Annotated in this window: 15 protein-coding genes and 1 riboswitch; of the genes, 12 read left to right on the top strand and 3 right to left on the bottom strand. The window is 66.5% G+C overall.

Going from position 1 to position 19,987, the window contains the following annotated elements; all coding sequences use genetic code 11:
- Window positions 1-28: 28 nt before the first annotated feature.
- Window positions 29-121: riboswitch (glycine riboswitch) on the bottom strand.
- A gap of 122 nt (window positions 122-243) precedes the next feature.
- Window positions 244-1,245, bottom strand: coding sequence for an agmatinase (speB, locus tag ACZYZ7_RS09635; RefSeq protein ID WP_135451982.1), 1,002 nt, complete (start codon window positions 1,243-1,245; stop codon window positions 244-246).
- A gap of 168 nt (window positions 1,246-1,413) precedes the next feature.
- Between speB and ACZYZ7_RS09630 the strand changes: the two genes are divergently transcribed.
- From ACZYZ7_RS09630 to ACZYZ7_RS09620, 3 genes are all read left to right on the top strand, one after another.
- A complete protein-coding gene (locus ACZYZ7_RS09630; protein WP_463740799.1) occupies window positions 1,414-1,626 on the top strand; it encodes a TOBE domain-containing protein in 213 nt (70 codons plus the stop codon).
- 22 nt (window positions 1,627-1,648) lie between these two features.
- Window positions 1,649-2,026 (top strand): TetR-like C-terminal domain-containing protein, encoded by a 378-nt coding sequence (locus ACZYZ7_RS09625; protein ID WP_450069373.1) that lies wholly within the window; start codon window positions 1,649-1,651, stop codon window positions 2,024-2,026.
- Between the two features lie 132 nt (window positions 2,027-2,158).
- Window positions 2,159-3,262: a DUF4272 domain-containing protein gene (locus tag ACZYZ7_RS09620; protein WP_463740798.1), complete on the top strand. Its 1,104-nt coding sequence runs from the start codon at window positions 2,159-2,161 to the stop codon at window positions 3,260-3,262.
- A 24-nt stretch (window positions 3,263-3,286) separates the two neighbouring features.
- Here ACZYZ7_RS09620 and ACZYZ7_RS09615 read toward each other — a convergent pair whose 3' ends face one another.
- Window positions 3,287-4,258, bottom strand: a complete 972-nt coding sequence (locus tag ACZYZ7_RS09615) for a LacI family DNA-binding transcriptional regulator (protein WP_463740797.1) — start codon at window positions 4,256-4,258, stop codon at window positions 3,287-3,289.
- 188 nt (window positions 4,259-4,446) lie between these two features.
- Here ACZYZ7_RS09615 and ACZYZ7_RS09610 point away from each other — a divergent pair, with 188 nt between their 5' ends.
- The 5 genes from ACZYZ7_RS09610 (at window position 4,447) to ACZYZ7_RS09590 (ending at window position 9,578) form a co-directional block, all read left to right on the top strand.
- Window positions 4,447-5,772 carry an aryl-sulfate sulfotransferase gene (locus ACZYZ7_RS09610; protein ID WP_463740796.1) on the top strand — a complete coding sequence of 442 codons (1,326 nt, stop codon included), beginning with the start codon at window positions 4,447-4,449 and terminating at the stop codon, window positions 5,770-5,772.
- Entirely contained in the window at window positions 5,769-6,608 is an 840-nt protein-coding gene (locus ACZYZ7_RS09605) for an ABC transporter permease (RefSeq protein ID WP_450069377.1), read from the top strand. The genes ACZYZ7_RS09610 and ACZYZ7_RS09605 overlap by 4 nt, the downstream gene beginning before the upstream one ends.
- Window positions 6,608-7,366, top strand: a complete 759-nt coding sequence (locus ACZYZ7_RS09600; RefSeq protein WP_463740795.1) for an ABC transporter ATP-binding protein — start codon at window positions 6,608-6,610, stop codon at window positions 7,364-7,366. Before ACZYZ7_RS09605 ends, ACZYZ7_RS09600 begins: the two co-directional genes overlap by 1 nt.
- A 29-nt stretch (window positions 7,367-7,395) precedes the next feature.
- On the top strand, window positions 7,396-8,364 hold the full coding sequence (locus tag ACZYZ7_RS09595; RefSeq protein ID WP_463740794.1) for an ABC transporter substrate-binding protein: 969 nt from the start codon (window positions 7,396-7,398) through the stop codon (window positions 8,362-8,364).
- A gap of 62 nt (window positions 8,365-8,426) precedes the next feature.
- Window positions 8,427-9,578, top strand: coding sequence for a lipase family protein (locus tag ACZYZ7_RS09590; protein ID WP_463740793.1), 1,152 nt, complete (start codon window positions 8,427-8,429; stop codon window positions 9,576-9,578).
- Window positions 9,579-9,585: 7 nt separating this feature from the next.
- Here the strand turns inward: ACZYZ7_RS09590 and ACZYZ7_RS09585 are convergent, their stop codons facing one another.
- Window positions 9,586-10,365, bottom strand: coding sequence for a hypothetical protein (locus ACZYZ7_RS09585; protein ID WP_463740792.1), 780 nt, complete (start codon window positions 10,363-10,365; stop codon window positions 9,586-9,588).
- An 83-nt stretch (window positions 10,366-10,448) separates the two neighbouring features.
- Here ACZYZ7_RS09585 and ACZYZ7_RS09580 point away from each other — a divergent pair, with 83 nt between their 5' ends.
- The 4 genes from ACZYZ7_RS09580 (at window position 10,449) to ACZYZ7_RS09565 (ending at window position 19,977) form a co-directional block, all read left to right on the top strand.
- On the top strand, window positions 10,449-11,168 hold the full coding sequence (locus tag ACZYZ7_RS09580; RefSeq protein WP_463741063.1) for an oxygen-binding di-iron domain-containing protein: 720 nt from the start codon (window positions 10,449-10,451) through the stop codon (window positions 11,166-11,168).
- A gap of 37 nt (window positions 11,169-11,205) precedes the next feature.
- A complete protein-coding gene (locus tag ACZYZ7_RS09575) occupies window positions 11,206-11,754 on the top strand; it encodes a hypothetical protein (protein WP_463740791.1) in 549 nt (182 codons plus the stop codon).
- Window positions 11,755-11,772: 18 nt separating this feature from the next.
- Entirely contained in the window at window positions 11,773-12,396 is a 624-nt protein-coding gene (locus ACZYZ7_RS09570; RefSeq protein ID WP_135451961.1) for a TIGR03085 family metal-binding protein, read from the top strand.
- A gap of 87 nt (window positions 12,397-12,483) precedes the next feature.
- The gene (locus ACZYZ7_RS09565; RefSeq protein WP_463741062.1) at window positions 12,484-19,977 is read left to right on the top strand and encodes a BTAD domain-containing putative transcriptional regulator; all 7,494 of its coding nucleotides are present in this window, start codon (window positions 12,484-12,486) and stop codon (window positions 19,975-19,977) included.
- Window positions 19,978-19,987 lie beyond the last annotated feature (10 nt).

Raw genomic sequence — 19,987 nt, 5'->3', positions numbered from 1 at the left:
CGATTACACGATGCGTCGTGAAGTGACACCTCCCCGCTCTGTCCTGAAACCTGAGAGCTTTAGCGCGTTGCGCTTGTCCCCTTCGGTAAGCGCGATAGCGCTGTTCTCCAGAGTTGTCTCGACACTGCGGTATTGGGCCTGAGAGATTCCCGGGGAGGAGTTGCTCCTACGGCGCCTCCGGAATCGGAGGTTCTCCCACAATGCGTCAACGACGTATTGAGTTATGTGACGGATGCTACTCGATTACGGCGCTGTGGCCGCAACTTCTCCGTTGACGGGCAGATTTGACACCCGTCCAGCGACCATGAGCGACACGATGTCGAACACCACGGTGGCCGCTGCCACGGTCGTGATCTCGGCATGGTCGTAGGCGGGGGCCACCTCGACGACGTCGGCGCCGACGATGTTGAGCCCGGACATCTTGCGCAGCATCTTCAGCAGTTCGCGCGAGGTGAGGCCACCGGCTTCGGGAGTGCCGGTGCCCGGGGCGAAGGCCGGGTCGAGCACGTCGATGTCGATCGACAGGTACACCGGGAGGTCGTCGACCCGGCGGCGCACCACATCGACGGCCGCGTCCGTGCCGATCACGTCGAGGTCACCGGCCCGGATGATCTTGAACCCCATGCGGGCGTCGTCGTCGAGGTCGATCTGGTCGTAGATCGGGCCGCGGATGCCGACGTGGATCGAGTGATCCTCGATGAGCAGCCCTTCCTCGAACGCCCGCCGGAAGATCGTGCCGTGGGTGACCGGGGCGTTGAAGTAGGTGTCCCAGGTATCCAGGTGGGCGTCGAAGTGGACCAGCGCGACGGGACCGTGCTTGGCGTGCAGAGCACGCAGGTTCGGCAGCGCGATGGTGTGGTCACCGCCGATCGACACGATCCGGCGGTCGCCGCCGGCCAGGATGTCGGAGGCATGATCCTGGATCTGCTGGCAGGCCTCGGCGATGTTGTACGGCGTGACCGCGACGTCGCCTGCGTCGACCACCTGCACATGGTCGAGCGGCGCGACGCCGAGTTCGACGTGATAGCCGGGGCGAAGCGTGCGCGCAGCCTGGCGGACGGCCATCGGACCGAACCGGGCACCGGGCCGGTAGGAAGTGCCGCCGTCGAAGGGCACGCCGAGGATCGCGATGTCATAGTCGGACACCTCGTGGATGTCGGCGATCCGGGCGAAGGTGCCCTTCCCGGCGTAGCGGGGGACCTTGGTGGCGGGCAGTGCGCCGATGATGCCGTTCTGCGTGCTCATCTGTGGTTTCCAGCCTTTCGACTCGCCGGTTTGTTGAGAGTCAGCATCACTCCCGGCGCACACCCGTAGCGAGCAGATAATGCCCAAACACTGACGAGTCCCTTTGAGCAATTGCACAATCACTATCGTCAGAGCCGCACGTCAGCCATTGATCGATGGAGGTCCGCGATGCGTCTGTCCACCCGTAACCAGCTCACCGGCACGGTCACCGAGGTCACGATCGGCGCCGTCATGGCGACCGTGAAGGTCAAGCTCGACGGCGGTGACCAGATCGTCACGGCCTCCATCACGAAGGAAGCCGTCGAGGAGCTGGGCCTGGCACCGGGCACCGCGACGACGGTGCTGGTCAAGTCCACCGAGGTGATGCTCGGCGTCGACTGACGTCGGGGCATTCGGAACCATGATGGCCGAGGCACTGCCACTGCCCGATACCGGCAGCACCTCAGTCGATCTCACCGAGCAAGTGGTACGCGTGTCGGCGTTCTACGCCAGTGCCCGCGGTGAAGTATTCGCCCAGCTGCTTGCGGCGTGCGTCGAAGATCAAACGGGCGCAGCGTATTTCTGCGAGTACTTCCTCGGTGGCCGACGCGCGGCGATCACCGAACTGTGGCAGCGCGGGGTGGAGCGCGGCGACGCCGACGCGGACATCGCGATCGATGACGTCATCGACATCCTGTTCGGGCCGCTCATCTTCCGCCGCATGACGGGGCATTGTGTGCTCACCGAGGAGAACGCCCGCCGGCTGGCCCGAACCGCTCTGCGGGGATTGCTTCCCGCCTAGCTCACGTGCACCCGCAGCCACCGGCGACAAAAAGCTGGCCACCTCACGCCTGCTCGGCATCTCGCGCGCCATGCTGTGCGAGCATCGGCGGGCAGAGCCGCTAGCCTTCGAATCACCAGAGGGAGTCCATGGATGAAGAGGCTGCTTGCGCGCCTGAAGGGCGTTCCGTCGAAACCGGATCACGTGGACAGTGAGCCGGACGGCGATGGCGTGCTGGTCAATGCGTACTGCACCCGCAGCGATGTTCCGGTGCCCGGTTTCCCGCATGCCTTGAACGGCCACCGCGACCTTTCCGATCCGGAGCTTGCGCAGCACCTGGCGGGATTCGCGGGCTATGTACTGAGTCGCGGAGATGGCCAGATGACGCGCACTCGCTATCACGTCATGCGGCACCTGCAACGCGTGCAGCAGCATTGGAGCCTGACCATCGATGAAGCGCAGCTCGATGCGCTGGCGCAGTGGGCGCAGCGCGCAAATGCGATCGTGTTCCTGCCTGATGGCGGTATCCGCGATCCGCAAGGGCGCGTGCTGTTGTCCGCCGGCGGTGCCGAGGCCGACCCGGGCGCCGCGCTGCCCTATCCCGATCAGGCATGGCAGCGTAAGGCGCGGACCGAGGCCGAACTGGCGGCGAGAAATCTGTCGCCCTCCGCATCCCTGCCGCCGCTGATCTCGGAGCCCGAACTGCGGCAGCGCACGCCGCAGGAGATTGCCGAGCGGGCCTTTGCATTGCTGGCGGTAGCGGTGCGTGCCGAGTCGATGGCCAGCGGCGAGGCGCTGCCGCTGGACACCTTGCTGCAGCGGCTGCCATCGGCCGAGGCCGCGCTCACGCCCAAGGAACGTGCCTTCCTATTCGATCAGGCGCCGACCCAGTCGGAGGTCGCCCAGTTCGGTTGGCGCTACGAGTGCCTTGCCGTGCTGCAGTGGGCCATGGGCCTGCTCGATGTCCTGCCGTTCCCCGATGCGATCTGCGACGTCCCCCGCGCCACCCGCACCATGCTCGATGCGACGGATGTTCAGGGTGTCCTGGGCGCAATGCGCATGCGCTCCGGCAGCGAGATCCTGGACGCGCTCGATCTGCACTATCGGCTTCATTGGCTTGTGCGCCAGGCGCAGCTCAAGGAATTGCCCGCGCCGGAGGGCCTGGACCGCGGTGTGGTCGTCGAGCGCCACTACGCGCTGAACTGGCTGGTGCGATTCGAGGACAGCGCCTGGGACGAGGTGGATACGCCCACCTGAATCCGGCGCCCAGCAAGGCCTAGCTCACTCGCACCCGCAGGTCTCCCCCACCCGCAGCGTCGGCGTGATGTCGTCGTCGGAGTGATCCCCGAGCAATCGGCCCAACGCCAGGCGGGCGAGCGCGTCGACAGGTTGTTGGATCGCGGTGAGCCGCAACTGCCCATAGTCGACGGCGGCGCCGTCGAAGCCGACCACCCGGATGTCCTCGGGCACGCGCAGTCCGGCATCGACCAGTGCACGGACCGTCGCGGCGGCCTGGCCGAATGTTCCGACCACCAGCGCCTGCGGCACGCGTTGCCCGCCACGCAGAAACTCGCCGACCGCGGCGTACGCGCCGGCCGGGGTGAGATCGGTCCGGATGAGCGGGAGATCCTGCCCCACGGCGGAGGCGACGCCCTCGAACCGTTGTTGCACGGTTTCGCGGTCACCGTGCTGGACATCGTCCTCGGTGAAACCGCCGACGAACGCGATGTCACGACAACCATGGACCTCCAGGAGGTGCCGGGTGACGAGTTCGCCGGCATTCACGTGATCAACCCCGACGATGTCGGCTTCCACCTCACCGCGGATGTTGTGCATCCACACCACCGGAATACGTTCCTGCCGACAGAGATTCGCCGTTTGCGGAGCGTTCGCGGCACCGACCACCAGCAGTCCGTCGACACCGACCTCGGAGAACGCGGCGGCGAACTCAAGTTCCCGCTCGGGGTCGTAACCGGTGTTACCGATCAAGGTCAGGTGGTCGCGCGCCCGGGCTTCGATCTCGATCCGCCCCACGAACTCGCCGAACAGAGGCAACGTGAGGTCGGGGACCAACAGGCCGATCTGCCGCCATCGCCGCGACCGGCGCAGCGCCCTGGCCCGCACATCGGGCCGGTAGTTCAGCTCGTCGATCGCACTGATCACCTTGGCCCGCAATAATTCTGACACCGGACGCGGACCGTTGTTGAGCACGTAGCTCACCACCGCCGTCGAGGTGCCGGCGCGGCTGGCCACATCTGCCAGTGTCGGACGTTTCCCACTCACAACGGCTGGACCCTCCGCTCGTCGATGACCGCTCGAAAGAGTTTCAATCACCTCGATTGTGACGGTTCCGCCCACGCTTCGCCTGCCTCACGCTAATCGATTAGAACCGTAACGAGGAGGACCCGTGGTTGTAACCGGACGTTGGTGGAGTGACTGACATGGCATTCGTACGTCTCAGTGGAGTCAGCTACCTCGATCCCGAACTTGTCCACGACAGCTACATCCTGTTCACCGGCGCCGACGGAACGACCCGGGTGATCAACCTCAACGGCACCGTGGTGCACGAGTGGCCGTATGCCGGTGTGCCACCGCGCATTCTGGACCCTGCGCTCAACGGCGGGCGCCTCGGCGACGTCGGGGTGCAGCTGTCCGACAGCGGAGACGCTCGTGGCGGCATCTACGCCAACGGCACCGTCGGCCAACTCGACTGGAACGGCGAGGTCGTCTGGGAGTGGGGCACGCAGGCACCTGGTGGCGCGGCCCGGCAGAACCACGACTGGGAGCTGCTGCCCAACGGCAATCGCCTGATCCTGGTCACCGTTCCCCGGGTGGTAACCGCTCTCGGCGAGCACACCGTGGGCGACCAAGGACTCTACGAGGTCACACCCGAGGGTGAGATCGTCTGGCAGTGGCTGGCCGGGGACCACCTCGATGAGTTCGGATTCTCCGAAGCGGGTTGGGATGCCCTGCGCCAGACCGTCGCCCGCGACCCCGACGATCCCTGGGGTTATCTGGAGATGAACAGCGCCAAGCCCCTCGGACCCAACCGGTGGTACATCGACGATCCGGACTCCGTCTTCCACCCCGACAACATCCTGATCAGCTTCCGCAAGGCCAACATCATCGCGCTGATCGACAAGTCGTCCGGAACCATCGCCTGGCAGCTGGGGCCCTACTACGACGCCGAGCCCGGCGCCCAGCACCAGCGGATCAGCGTGCACAAGGTCCCACGTCCGGTCGATCAGACCTCCGGGCAGCACAACCCGCACATGATCGCCGCGGGCCTTCCCGGGGAAGGCAACATCCTGGTGTTCGACAACCAGGGCGGCGCCGGGTACCCGGCCGCATCGCTGGGCATCTACGCCGGATCCAGAATTCTCGAAATCGACCCCGTCACCAAGGAAATCGTGTGGCAATACACCGCTGAAGACTCGGGTCTGCCGTCCTGGACCTTCTTCAGTTCGTTCGTCAGCAATGCCCAGCGGCTTCCCAACGGCAACACCTTGATCACCGAAGGGATGCAGGGGCGGCTGTTCCAGGTCACGCCCGACGGCGATGTGGTGTGGGAGTACCACAGCCCGTACCAGGGCTACGGCGTGGCCGGTGAGCCCGAGGTCAAGCAGACCAGGGTGCCCGGGGTCGACCGGCTCACCCAGACCGCGCTCGTATACCGGTCGCAGGCCGTGCCGTTCGCCTGGGTGCCCGCGGTCACTTCGCGCGAACCGCTGCGCGCAGTAGGCACCGAAGCGGGAAGCCGTCCATGACAGCCGGTTTGGCCGTCCGGACACCGGCGGCGAGCGCGCGCCGATACCCGGGCCCGGCCCGGGTGCGGTCTGCGTTCGCCCGGCTGGGTGTCCTGGGTTGGACGGTGGCCGGACTGGGGATCGCCGCGGCGTTGTGGTCGCTGATCGTGGCGACCGGACGGTTCCCGCGGCAGCTGTTCCCGAGCGTGCCCGAGATCCTCGCCGCCGGGCAGACCCTGTGGACCGAGGGCCTGCTGGCCGACGACATCGTCGCCAGTTTGCGCAGGGCGGCAGTCGGTTTCGCGATCGGTGCCGCCGCCGGGATCGTCGTCGCGGTGTTCACCGCGACCACCAAGCCGGGGCGCAACCTGCTGCAACCTGTGCTCCGGGTGTTCTCGCCGATCCCGACGATCGGCCTTGTCCCCTTGGCGATCCTGTGGTTCGGGCTCGGCGAGAACAGCAAGCTGCTGGTGATAGCACTCGGTGTCTTCGTCCCGGTGTGGATCAACAGCCACTCCGGTTTGGCGAGCACACCGGTCGACTATCTGAAGGCTGCCCGGTGCCTGGGTGCCGGCCGCTGGCAGACGTTGTCCAAGGTGGTGCTGCCCGAAGCCGCCCCCGACATCGCATCGGGTCTGCGGGTGGGGGCTGCGATGGCCTTCGTGCTCATCGTGGTGGCCGAGATGACCGGCACCACCGCGGGTATCGGGTACCGGATCTCCCAGGCACAGCTCTTCTCCCAGGCCGACCGGCTGATCTTCTGCCTGATCATCCTTGGCATCGTCGGCGCGCTGTGCGACCTGCTGGTCGCCTCGGTCACGTCCCCGTTCACCCGTTGGGCTCAAGAGGAGCGCTGATGGCCATCCAGACCCACGACCTCGTGGTGCAGTTCCCCGGCAAGCAGGGGCCGACGCTCAAGGGCATTTCCCTGACCATTCCCGACGGGTCGTTCTCCGTCCTCGTCGGCGCCTCGGGCAGCGGCAAATCGACACTGCTGCACTGTCTGGCCGGGCTCATCATCGCGACCGCCGGATCGGTGACCGACAGTGGCGAGGCGGTCACCGCACCGCATCCCCGGCGCGGCGTCGCCTTCCAACGCGATGTGCTGTTCCCGTGGATGTCGGTCGCCGACAACATCGACTTCGCCCTGGCCGCCCGGCGGCTGTCAAAACCTGAGCGCCGGGACAAGATTCACGAACTGCTGGACTTGGTGGGCCTGCGGGACGAGGTGGCCACCCAGCGCCCCGGTGAGCTGTCCGGCGGTATGCGGCAACGGGTCAGCATCGCCCGCGTGCTGGCCGGGGAGCCGACGGTGATGCTGATGGACGAACCGTTCGCGGCGCTCGATGCACTCACCCGGCTGCGCATGCAGGATCTGCTGATCGATCTGTGGACGCGGTTGAACCGCACGATCGTCTTCGTCACGCACGACATCGACGAGGCGATCCGGCTCGGCGACACCGTCAGCGTGCTGCGCGACGGGCAGATCGCCGATCAGATCACCAACCCGTTGAGTCGCCCCCGGCCGGCCGACGCGCTGGCAGATCAACCCGGCTACAGCGAGATCCGCAAGACCCTGCACCACCAGCTCGGCATCGACCACGCCGTCCACTGATCCCCCACCCCCACAAAGGAACCCATACCGTGAAGACTCCTCTTCGGCGTATCGTCGCCGCAGCAGTTGCCGCTGCCGCACTCACTGTGGCAGCCACCGCGTGCACCGACTCGGGTACCGCGAACGCCGATCAGCTGACCGTCGGATTCGTCGTCGACCCGTCCTGGGCACAGATCCCCGTCGCCGCCGACACCGGCCTGTTCGGCAAGCACAACGTGAACGTCAAGGTGGTGAACTTCCAGTCCGGCGTGGAGGCACTGCAGGCCGCGGCCGCCGGTCAGGTCGACATCACCACCGCGGCCGATGTGCCGACCTCGGCCGCGCTGACCCGCACCCCCACCTTGCGGGTGATCGCCGACGGTTCCCGCTGGGAAGGCTCCCGTATCGTCGCCCGGCGCAGCGCGGGCATCAACACCGTCGCGGATCTGGCCGGCAAGTCGATCGGCACTCCGCTGGGCACGAGTGCTGCCTACTTCGTGTCGAACGCCTTGGCGCAGAACAACATCAAGGCCGAGCTGGTCCAGGTCGCGCCGTCGGCGATCGTCACCGCCGCCACCCAGCGCAATGTCGACGCCGTGTCGATCTTCCAGCCCTACCAGGCGCAGACCATCAAGGCCCTCGGCGACGACGCCGTGGCGCTGACCGGCGGAACCTACAACCAGCACAGCCTGTTCGTCGCCACCGAATCGGCCGTCTCGACCAAGGGCACGGCGATCACCGCCTTCCTCGCCGCAGTCGGTGACGCCGGCACTGCCCTGTCCCAGCACGACAAGGCCGCCACCGACGCCGTCGCCAAGGCCACCCAGCTGGACCCCGAACTGTTGGGCACCGTGCTCGACGAGTTCGACTTCACTCTGCAGCTGAAGCCGGACCTGGCCGCCAAGCTGGCCGAACTGGGCGCGTGGGCCAAGACGCAGAAGTCCATCGACCCGGGCACGCAACTGCCCGACTACGCAAAGTTCCTCGACAAACAGTTCCTGCCGCAGTCGGCCCCATAGGCGCGGAGCCGATGACGGAAACACCGCCTTCCGGTAGTGCAGCGGTCGACACAATGGCAGCCATGACCAGAAATCGCCTACTCGCCGCTGCGGCCGCCGCGGCCGTGCTCACCGGCTGTACGACAGCCACCCAACCCGGGCTGCATCCCGGGCAGTTACTCACCGCACGGCCGCTGACCACCACCGCCGCGCTGCCCAGCGGTGAGACCCGGTTGATCACCTACGTCTCCGACGATGCGCACGGCCAACCCATCGTGGTGTCAGGCACCGTGGCCGTCCCGAAGTCGCCGCCGCCCGAGGGCGGCTGGCCGGTGATCTCCTGGGCCCACGGCACCACCGGCTACGCCGACACCTGCGCCCCCTCGGTCGATACGCCCGACGGTCTGGCCCACGACTACCTCGGACCGGTGACCACGATGCTCGACACCTGGGTGGCGCGCGGCTACGCCGTCGTCCAAACCGACTACCAGGGGCTGGGCACCCCCGGCGGGCATCCCTACGTCGACGGCACCAGCGAGGCGAACACCGTCACCGACATCGTGCGGGCGGCCCGCGAACTGAACTCCGGCATCGGCACGGACTGGGTTGCCATCGGCCACAGCCAGGGCGGGCAGGCCGCGCTGTTCACCGCGCAGGATGGTGGGCAGCGCGCACCCGAACTCGATCTGAAAGGCGCGGCGGCACTCGCACCCGGCGGGGTGGGGATGAGCCAGGCAGTCGGCTTTGCACGCTCCGGAAGTCCGGAAGCCGTTGGAACACAAGCTTTCCTACCACTGCTGGCACTCGGCGCCGCCGTGGTCGATCCGGCCATCGAGCCGGATGAGATCTTCACACCGCAAGCGCAGCCCTTGTTGACCGCGGCCCGCACTGCGTGCATCGGTCAGATCCGCGCCGTCGCACCGGTGCCGTCGGCACAGGTCTTCGCGGCGGATGCGAATGTGACCCCGCTGCAGGACTACCTCGGCCGCCAAGATCCGACCCGCCTCAGCCCGGGGGTACCGGTCTTGATCGGGCAGGGCACCGCCGACACCGCGGTTACCCAACCTGGTGTCGACGCACTGGCAAAAGCCCTGTGCGACAAGGACGTCGCAGTCGACTACCGGGTGTATGCCGGCCAGGACCACCGTGGCGTCATCGGCGCCTCACTACCGGACGTACAAGACTTTGTGAACACCGTGATGGCCGGGAAAACGGTCAGCACCTGTCCACGCTGACACCTACCTACAGTGCCCGAGCCCGCTGGTCACGCAACCGCAGCAGTGCCGTCCCGAACGCGCCGACCACCACCAGGTCAGAGGCCACCCCGCTGCTGACCGTCGCCAGCAGCCACCCGGCGACGCCGGTGGCCAGGACGAACGGCGGCAGCCACTCGAACACCTGCGACCATGACGGCACCGGATGGTGGGTGTGCGCAGCGTCCTTGGCGCGGGCGTACTCGGGATAGAACTCGGTGACGGCCACCGCGAAGAACAGCGCGGCCAGCTGAAGAATCCACCCGGTCCAGAAGTTGTCGGTGCTGCCGTAGACCACATCGCCGAAGAAGCCGACCGAGGCCGAGAAGCCGAATGCCGCCGCCCACACGGCGGTCACCACCATGTTGGTGCGCTTGAACAGCGGCGTGTCCCAATGGTCCGGCGGGGTGACGTCGCGCGCGTACGCCGTCGTGTACGGCCGGCCGATCATCAGGCTGACCAGGGCGAAAATCGCCAACGAGGCGTTCGTGATCTCCCCCGACCACATCTCCAGCCACGTCTTCTGCCCTCTGGAGGCCACCAGGCCGACGACGGCCAGCACCACGAAGAAGGCCACGCCGAGCATCTCGAGCACGTGCACCGGAATGTTGCGGCGACGGTCCAGTGCCAGCACCAGCAGCGAGAATCCGAGCGCACCCCACACGGCGATCTCATAGCGGCCGGGACCGGCAAGGATCGCCATCAGAGCCCACGGCACGATTCCGGACAGCGGGGAGTCCAGAAACGCATCGAGGGCTTTTCCGGGCACGCGACGACGGTAGGGGACGCGGCTGGGAAAATCCCAAGACTTCAGGTTCCCCGGAGGCGGACCATGGAGTCATGGCCTCCGACCTGGAAACCCGTGTCGACGAGATCGCCCCGGACATCTACCGGCTGTCCACCTGGATACCCGGGATCACCGAGCACGGCTTCACCTTCAACCAGTTCCTGCTGACCGGAGACGAACCGTTCCTGTTCCATACCGGTCAGCGGTTCCTGTTCCCGCAGGTCTCCGCGGCCATCGATCGGGTCCTGGCGCTGGCCCGGCTGCGCTGGATCTCGTTCGGGCACCTGGAAGCCGACGAGTGTGGCGCGGTCAACCAGTTCCTGGCGGCCGCACCGCATGCCGAGGTGATCCACGGACCGCTGGCCATCATGTTGTCGCTGAACGACATGTGCGACCGTCCTCCCGTCACCGCGCCCGCGGAGACCCCGCACGACGTCGGCGGACACCGCCTGCGCTTCATCGCCACACCGCACGTGCCGCACAATTGGGAAGCCGGGCTGTGGTTCGACGAGGCGACGTCGACGCTGCTCGCCGGTGACCTGTTCACCCACACCGGCCAGTGTCCGGCCCTCACCGAGTCTGATTGTGTGGCACCGGCATTGGAAGCCGAGGCGCTGTTCCAGGCCACCGGCCTGACCACGAATCTGATGCCCACTTTGGCCCAGCTCGCCGGGCTGAACCCCACCACCTTGGCGATCATGCACGGCGCGTCGTACCACGGCGACGGGGCCGGGCAGCTGCGCGCGCTGGCCGACGGTTACACAGGGTTTTTCGGCGCGTCATAACCCGCCCTGATTACGGGCGATGCGTAGCCTTGGCGCGGTGAAGGCGTGGCAACCGGTGGGCGCCCTGCTGGCTGTGGGTGTGCTGTTGTCGGGCTGCCAATCGAGTATCGAAGGCACCCCGAGCACCAGCCCGCAATCACCGACCGAGCCCAGTTTCCCGACCGCGCGGCCCACGCGGTCCAGTCCGGCGCCCTCGCCGAGCACCACCGCCGCGGCCCCGCCCAGCAGCTCCCATGCGCCGTCCGGCGCCACCCCGCTGCAGCCGGAGAACGGGTACGTCTTCATCGAGACCAAATCGGGGCGGACCCGCTGCCAGCTGTCCAAGCAGGAGGTCGGCTGCGAATCGGACTTCACCAATGCACCGGTGATCGACGGCGAACACGCGAACGGCATCAGGCTCACCCCGGATGGCCAGATCAAGTGGGTAGTGGGCAACCTCGGTGACATTCCGGTGGTCACCCTCGACTACCGCACGTACAGCGCGGTGGGCTGGACCATCGATGCGCGCGAGGACGGTACCCGCATCAGCAATGACGGCAGCGGGCACGGAATGGTCATCGCTGTCGAAGGGGTGAAAACCTTCTAGAGCTTCTAGAGTTGGTCAATGACTATCGCTCAGCGGGAGCGTGCCGCCCTGGTCGAGTCCATGCGCGCCGCGGGCCCTGATGCGCCCACCCTCTGTGAGGGCTGGACTGCCCGTGACCTGGCCGCCCATCTCGTCGTGCGCGAGCGTCGACTCGACGCCGCCCCCGGCATCCTGGTGCCTCAGCTCGCGGGCTACACCGAGCGCGTGCAGCAGAAGGTCACCGAAAGCACCGAATGGGGCGACCTGGTGGACCAGATCGCTGCGGGCCCTCCGCTGTACTCCCCGTTCAAGCTGTTGGACCCGTTGGTCAATGTGGCCGAGATGTTCATTCACAACGAGGATGTGCGCCGGGCCCAACCAAACTGGGAGCCAAGGGATCTCGACAGTGCGACGGTATCCGCGCTGTCGCGCGGGATCGCCGCGATGGCCCGGATGTCGATGGGCAGATCCCCGGCCCGGGTGGCATTGACCACCCCCGCGGGCAAGACGCTGGCCACCGTCGGCGCCGGTCCGGCGGTGACGGTGACCGGGGAGCCGGGCGAGCTGCTGTTGTTCGCCGCGGGCCGAGAGCCGGCCCGCGTGACGTTCGCGGGCGACGACGATGCCGTCGCCGCGCTGCGCGCCGCCCGTCGCGGACTGTAAAACACCAGGCAGTCCCCCGCTTTACTCCTTCTTGATCATGCGTTGAATCGCCACCCCGACGATTAGCGCGTGAGTACGCTTTCATCGGTGGAACTGGAGGTTTTGGGACCTCTTCAGGTCCGATTGGACGGTGCGACCGTCGTGATACCGGGCGCGAAGCCGCGCGCCATCCTCACGATGCTCGGTCTGCACGGCGGTGCGGTGGTACCCGCCGACGTGCTCATGGAATTGCTCTGGGGCGACGATCCGCCACGTACCGCCGCCAAGGCCCTACAGACCCATATCTCCGCATTGCGTCACGCCCTCGGCGACGGCTTCGTGCTGACCGAGGGCATCGGGTGGCGTCTGAACACGGCCGAGACTGATGCCTCGCGTTACAAGTCGCTCACCAAATCGGGCCGGGACGCCTTCAGCTCCGGTGACACCAGCGGTGCGGTGGCCCGGTTCGATGAGGCGGTAACCCTGTGGCGGGGAATCCCGGAACTGCCCGACGGCCGGCCGGGAGCATCCGAGAAGACCCGGTGGATCGAGAGCCACGCCGCACTGATCGAGGACCGGGCCGATGCACTCCTTGCGACTGGCCGTGCCGCGGAGATCATCGGCGATCTCGAAGCTGCCGTTGCGGATGCGCCGTTGCGCGAAAGACGTTGGGGCCAACTGATGCTCGCGCTGTACCGTGCCGGCAGGCAAGGTGAGGCGCTCGGCGCCTATCGACGGGCCCGCTCGCTGTTGGCCGATGAGCTCGGAGTCGACCCCGGACCCGAGCTTCGGCGGCTGGAGGCCGCGATCGTCGCCCAGGATGCCGAGCTCGAGGTCCCTGCGACGCAACATGTTCCGTCAGTGACGCGGGCAGTGACCTTCCTGCTGACGGATATCGAGGGGTCGACCGCCGCATGGGAGGCAGACGCCGATGCCATGGCGCTCGCCCTGGCGCGGCACGACGAACTCGTCGAACAGGTTGTCACATCCCGCGGCGGACGGCTGATCAAGACGCGTGGCGAGGGTGATGCCACATTCTCGGTCTTCGACCGCCCGTCAGCGGCCGCGGCCGCCGCGATCGAGTTGCAGGACGCGATCTTCCACGAGCCGTGGGAGCTGGCCGAGCCGATGCGCATCCGTGTGTCGCTGCACACCGGCGAGGCCGAGCTCCGTGACGGCGACTACTTCGGTCGCGCCGTCAACCGCGCCGCCCGGCTGCGGTCGCAGGCCTCGGGCGGTCAGATCCTGTGTTCGGGTGCGACTGCAGAGCTGGTCATCGATTCCTTGTCCGACGACGTTGTGCTCGCCGATCTGGGCATGCACCAGTTGAAGAACCTGGCACGGCCCGAGCACATCTTCGAGCTCCGCCTCCAGACCGCCGAAAGCTCACCGCCGACAGGTGATACGCCGATCGAGCGGCCGGCGATGCCCGCGGTGCTCGGCGGGCCCGGCCCGTTCGTCGGGCGTGGTCGTGAGCTCGCAGAACTTCTCGCCGCCTGGCAGTCGGCGCTCACCGGTGGCACGGCCGCGGTCCTGATCGCGGGCGAACCAGGTGTGGGCAAGACCCGCCTGGCCGGCGAATGGTGCCGGCAGGCCTATGAACAGGGCGCGGTCGTGCTGTACGGCCGTTCCGACGAGGACCTCGGTGCCCCCTACCAGCCGTTCGCGGAAGCCCTGCGCACACTCGTGCCCTGCGTCGGCACGAACCAGCTGCGCGGAATGCGTGGCATCGAGGCATTACTGCCCCTGGTTCCCGGTCTGACCGACGTCCTCCCCGATCTCGCCGCACCGCCCCATGGCGACCCGGACACCGAACGCTATGCACTGTTCGATGCCGTGGTGGCGCTGCTGGGCATCGCCTCGGTCGACGTACCCATCGTCCTGGTACTCGACGACCTGCACTGGGCGGCCAAGCCCACCCTGCTGCTGCTTCGCCACCTCCTTCGCTTCGGCGAGCACGCCCGAGTGCAGATCATCGGCACGTACCGCAGTACCGACCTCGACCGTTCACACCCGCTGGCGGCGATGCTCGCCGACCTTCACCGCGATGGCAGCGCCAACCGCATTACCCTGGGCGGCCTCGACGAGAACGACGTCAGCACTTACGTTGCCGAGGCCGGATACCACGACGAAGAGTTGGCCCGCGCGTTGGCGTCGGTCACCGGTGGCAACCCGTTCTTCCTCATCGAGGCATTGCGCCATGTGGACGAGAGCGGTGGGCACTGGGACCCGAGCACCCTGCCGCAGGGTGTCCGGGAAGCCGTGAGCCGCAGACTCTCCCGGCTTCCGGTTGAGACGAACAAGGCACTGGCCGCGGCAGCGGTCGTCGGCAGCCAGTTCGCCCTAGAACTGGTCGAGCACGTGGTCGGCCAGGATCTGGTCGACGCGTTCGACGAGGCATGTCAGGCCGGCATCGTCATCGAGGAGCCAGGTGGGCTCTACCGCTTCAACCACGCCATCGTCCGGCAATCGCTGCTCGCCGAACTGGCATCCGTGCGGCGCATGCGGCTGCACCAGCGGATCGCCACAACGTTGGAGACGATGCCGGGCGCCGATGACGAGCTGCTGGCTGAACTGGCCCACCACTACTTCGAATGTGCTTGGGCGGGAAACGCGGTCAAGGCCGTCGAGTACTGCCGGCGCGCTGCGGACCAGGCGATGGCGCGACTGGCATACGAGGGCGCCGCCGACCTCTACGACCGTGCCCTGCACGCGCTGGAGGAGCTGGACGACGAGTTGCCCGACCGCGACGAACAGCGCGTCGAGCTTCTGGTGGCGCGCTGTGAGGCGCTGCTGGCTGCGGGCGATGTGTCGTCGGCGGCAGGTGTGGTCACGCAACTGAAAGAGGGAACGCGTGATTCAGCCCGTCTCGCGGCATGGGCCACGTGCTTCGACGGCCAACTCTCGATGCTCGTCGATCCCGAGCACTTGGACGAGATCGAATCCTCGGTAGCGGCCGCCGCCGCAACGCTGGCCGAATTAAACGACCCCGCAGGGGAAGCCAAAGCCCACACAGTTCGGGCGGGGTGCCTGGCACGCCTCGGGCGCGTCGCCGACTGCGAAGTCGCGTTGGACAACGCGCTCACCGCAGCACGCCAGGCGCATGAGCACCGCTTGGTGAACGCGGTGCTTGCAGGCGCCCCGTTGGCCGCGCTGTGGGGGCCCAATCCGGTTCCGCGTGCGGGCGGGCGGTGCCTTGACGTGGTGCGTCTGCTGCGGATCACCACCGATTCCCCCGCAGTAGAAGCGACGTCGACGCGCTGCCAAGCGGTCCTGGAGGCGTTCCGCGGGCGGGCCGCTGCCGCCCGGCGGATGATCGACTCCGCGCGACGCACGGTCACCGAACTGGGACTGCGCCATGCGCTTCTAGAAGTCGAGCACTTCGCCGGCATCGTCGAGTTGGTGCTCGACGATCCTGACGCAGCCGAGCTGCATCTTCGCCTGGCCTACAACGGTTTCCGCCGGATGGGCCTCGACGCAGACGCCGCCGAGACAGCCGCGCTGTTGGCCCGTGCTTGCCTCTTGCTGGATCGAGACGTTGAGGCCGACGAACTGTGTTCGGAGAGTGAGCGACTGGCGGGGCACGCTCTGAAGGCGTCGATCACCTGGCGGACGGTCCGGGCACAGCTGTTGGCCCGCCGCGGCGCGCACGATGAGGCCCGGCGGGTGGCCGAGGAGGCCGTAGCCATTGCCGAGCGCACCGACGCGTTGGTCGATCACGGTGACGCGCGCCTTGCCTTGGCAACCGTCCTGGGTGACGCCGGCGATGTTGCCGGCGCACGGGCCGCCGCCGAGCGTGCCGCCGAGCTGTACGAGCTCAAAGGAGCTGTGGCACTGGTCGAAAAGGCGCGCGACCATCTCGGTATGCCGGTGCACCCGGCTCCCCCGGCTGCACCCGCTCAGCCCGAAGCGCCGGTCGAGATTCACACCGCGGCCATCGAAGCGACCGAACGTGCTACGGCACTTGTCGAGGCCGGGGCGTGGGACGAATTCGAGCGGATGTTTGCACCCGAAGGCTCAGTAGAGAGTCGGCGCAAGCTCGTCGGCTTCGAGCGGACCGCATTCACACCATACGAAGTGATGCACCAGACGCGGTGCGATCTCGAGAGCGGGGTCATGCGGGCGGATTTTGTCATCTCTGCCGTACGCGGCGAGCAATTCGCAATCGCACGGGTGAGCATAGGCACCGCTGATGAAAGTCCCGGTGCGCCGGAGGACGAGTTTCTACAGCTGTATGGCATCGACGAGGAAGGTCGAATCGCCCTGCAGATTTGGTTCGACCTCGACGACATGGATGCCGCGCTCGCCGAACTCGACGCCCAGTACGCGCGATTCGAGCAAGAACGTTCGCGAGCGTCATTGGAGAACAGCGCGACCCAGATCAACGATCGGATCAATCAGCTGTTCGCCGCCGGCCGTTGGGACGAAATCGGTCCGCTGTTCGCCGACGGAGTCTGGATCGATGATCGGCGGCGGGGAATCTGCGGAGAGCACCACGGCCGCGCCGGCGCACTCCGCAACATCCGCGCGGTCGCCGACTTGGGCGCCGTGAACATCTCGACAACAACTCTTGCGGTGCGGGGCCAACATCTGTGCCTCAGCCATGCAAATGTCTACGGGCGCGACGGTTTCGACGCAGAATCGCTCAACGTAACCGAGGTAGTTGACGGGTTGGTCGAGACCGTCGTCGCTTTCGACGTCGACGACCTCGACGCCGCCATCGCGGATCTCGACGCTCGATACGTCGCCGGTGAAGCGGCGCCTTGTTCGGAAACATGGTCCGCCATCGCGCGGGCCCTTGCTGCATTCAACAGGCGCGAAATGCCCGAGTTCATGCCGGACTGGGTCAACATCGATCACCGGCGAGCGAGAGGGTTCGCGCCCGGCGACCTGACCGCATACATACGTGCCACGTGGGATCTCGCGCCGGACGTCAGCATCTACGCCGAGGCCGTTCTTCGGCTGGGCAGCGTTGGAGCGGTCTTCACTCAGGCGGTCAGCGGTACCTCGCAAGACGGCTTCGACGCCGAATGGCGGGAAGTCTGCCTTGCGAACGTAGAAGGCAACCTGCTCAGCCGCATCGAGATGTTCGACGAGGCCGACCTCGACGCCGCGCTGGCTCGTTTCGATGAACTCAGTCGGTCTGCCCCGAAGCTGGAGAACACGGCAAATCGCACGTACGAACTTCTCCAGAATTACTTGGCGGACCGTGATTTGGATGCGATAGCGACCATGTTGGCCGACGACTTCTGCGGCGACGATCGTCGTCAGTTCGTAGGCTCCGGAGTCCGGCACGGTCGGGTTGCCGCGCTCGAAGACGCACGCGCGGCCGGCGACATCGGCGTCGGGAATACGGCGGCAACCGTCGTTGCCACGCGCGGTGAGCGCCTCGTGCTCAGGCGCTCCCGCTACGAAGTCGGCGACGAACAGGCCGACGCGTTCCAGGTCAATGTCCTCGAAGTCGTCGTCGTGGATGCCGACGAGCGCATCTCCGCTCTAGTCACCTTCGACCCCGACGACCTCGACGCCGCCCTCGCTGAACTCGACGCCCGGTATCTCGCAGGTGAAGCCGCACCGCATGCGCAGACGTGGTTGCGCACCATGCAGGTTTTTGCCGCGCTCAACCGGCGCGAACTTTTCCCGACCACGCCAGATTGGGTGAACATCGATCATCGGCGGGGGACCCCGGTCGCACCCGGCGAGATGCCTGCGTTGCTAAGCGCCGCATGGACTTTCACGTCTGACCTGAGCCACTTCGTCGACATGGTGCATCGGCTCAACAATCTTGGAGCGGTCTACACCTATATGGCGCACGAAACCTCCCAAGACGGTTTCCACGCCGAGTGGCGAGCGATCAGCGTTATCACGTTCGAAGGAGATCTGGTCAACCGCTGCGAAGTCTTCGACGAGGAAGACCTCGACGCTGCGCTGGCGCGGTTCGAAGAGCTGCTTCCGCCGGTTCGACGTCTCGGGAACACCGCGAGCCGGACATACGACAAGTTCAACGCGTATCTCGCGGGCCGCGACTGGGATGCCATGGCGGCGATGATCGCCGACGATGCCCTCAGCGACGATCGCCGTCGGGTCATCAACAGCGGTATCCAACGCGGTCGGGACGCCCAGATCGCGAATCTGCACGCCGTCGTCGGCCTCGGGGTCAAGAACTCGGAGTCGGTCGTGGTCGCGACCCGCGGGGACCACCTCGCGCTCACTCGTGTTCGCGTATCGGGTGGCCGGCACCGGCCTGAAGCGTTCGGCATCGAGCTGCTGACCATCATCGGAACCCGCACCGACAACAGGATCACGACGAGCGTCTTGTTCGACTCCGACGACTTCGACGCTGCTTCCACCGAACTCGAGGCTCGCTATCTTGCCGGCGAAGCAGCGCAGCATGCACATTCGTGGTCGGCGGTCGTGGGCGCATATGCTGCGCTCAACCGGCGCGAAATGCCCCCGACAACCGCCGATCATGTGAGCGTCGACCACCGGCGAGTGACATCATTCGCACCCGGCGATATCAAGGACTACACCCGCCGCGCCTGGGACCAGATTCCGGACATCAGCTTCCGCATCGAGGCCGTACATCGGTTGAACGATCGCGGCGCAGTCGTAACCCATGCGTTGCACGGAAGTTCGCGGGAGGGCTTCGAGGCGGAGTGGCGCGAGATCCACCTCATGACCCTCGAAGGCGAGCTGTTCAACTGCAGCGAGATGTTCGACGAGGAAGACCTGGACGCTGCGCTCACGCGATTCGACGAACTCAGTCGGCCGACGCCGCACCTCGAGAATGCGGCAAGTCAAGTAGACCAACGATTCTGGGGGCATTTCCCGGATCGGACCTGGCGCGCCATGGCCGAGATTCTGACGGAAGACTTTTCCCTTGACGATCGTCGTCAGACGTTGAACGCGGGCCTTCGAAAAGGCCGGGAGACCGAAATCGAGAACGTCAAGGTCATCGCTGATGTCACCGAGCGCGTAGAGGTGACGGCGAATGTCATCGCAACCCGCGGCGAACGCCTTGCCCTTCGTCGTCTTCGCTTCTCCGGGCAAGACCAACAGCCCGACTCGTTCTATACCGAGATGATCGGCATCGTCGAGATCGATGCCAATAGTCAACTAGCGGCTCACGTCGTGTTCGATCCCGACGACATCGACTCCGCCTTCGCAGAACTCGACGCGCGATACCTCGCCGGTGAGGCCGCTGCGTACGCGCGCACATGGTCGGTCATCACAGGCGCCCAAGCAGCGTTCAAACGACACGAAGTCCCCGCGACAACGCCGAACATGCCGTACATCGATCATCGACCGGTCCTGTCGGTCGATGCGGTCGATCTGGCCACATTTGTCGGTGCCGTGTGGGCCGTCATCCCAGAACCCAGCGTCTGCATCGAGGCAGTACATCGGCTGACCGAGCTCGGAGCCGTCGTTACCCAGGTGCTGAAAGGAACCTCGCGAGAGGACTTTGACGGTGAATGGCGGCTGATCGACCTTTTCACAGTCGAAGGCAACCTGATCAGCCGCTGTGAAGTGTTCGACGAGGCCGACCTCGACGCCGCGCTCACCCGCTTCGACGAGCTGAGTCACCCGACAACGCCCACTTGAGATCGCCGAT

Source organism: Mycobacterium sp. IDUB_17 (assembly GCF_055419465.1).
The sequence above is the reverse complement of the archived record's forward strand: the minus strand, read 5'-3'. Positions and strand labels throughout refer to the sequence as shown.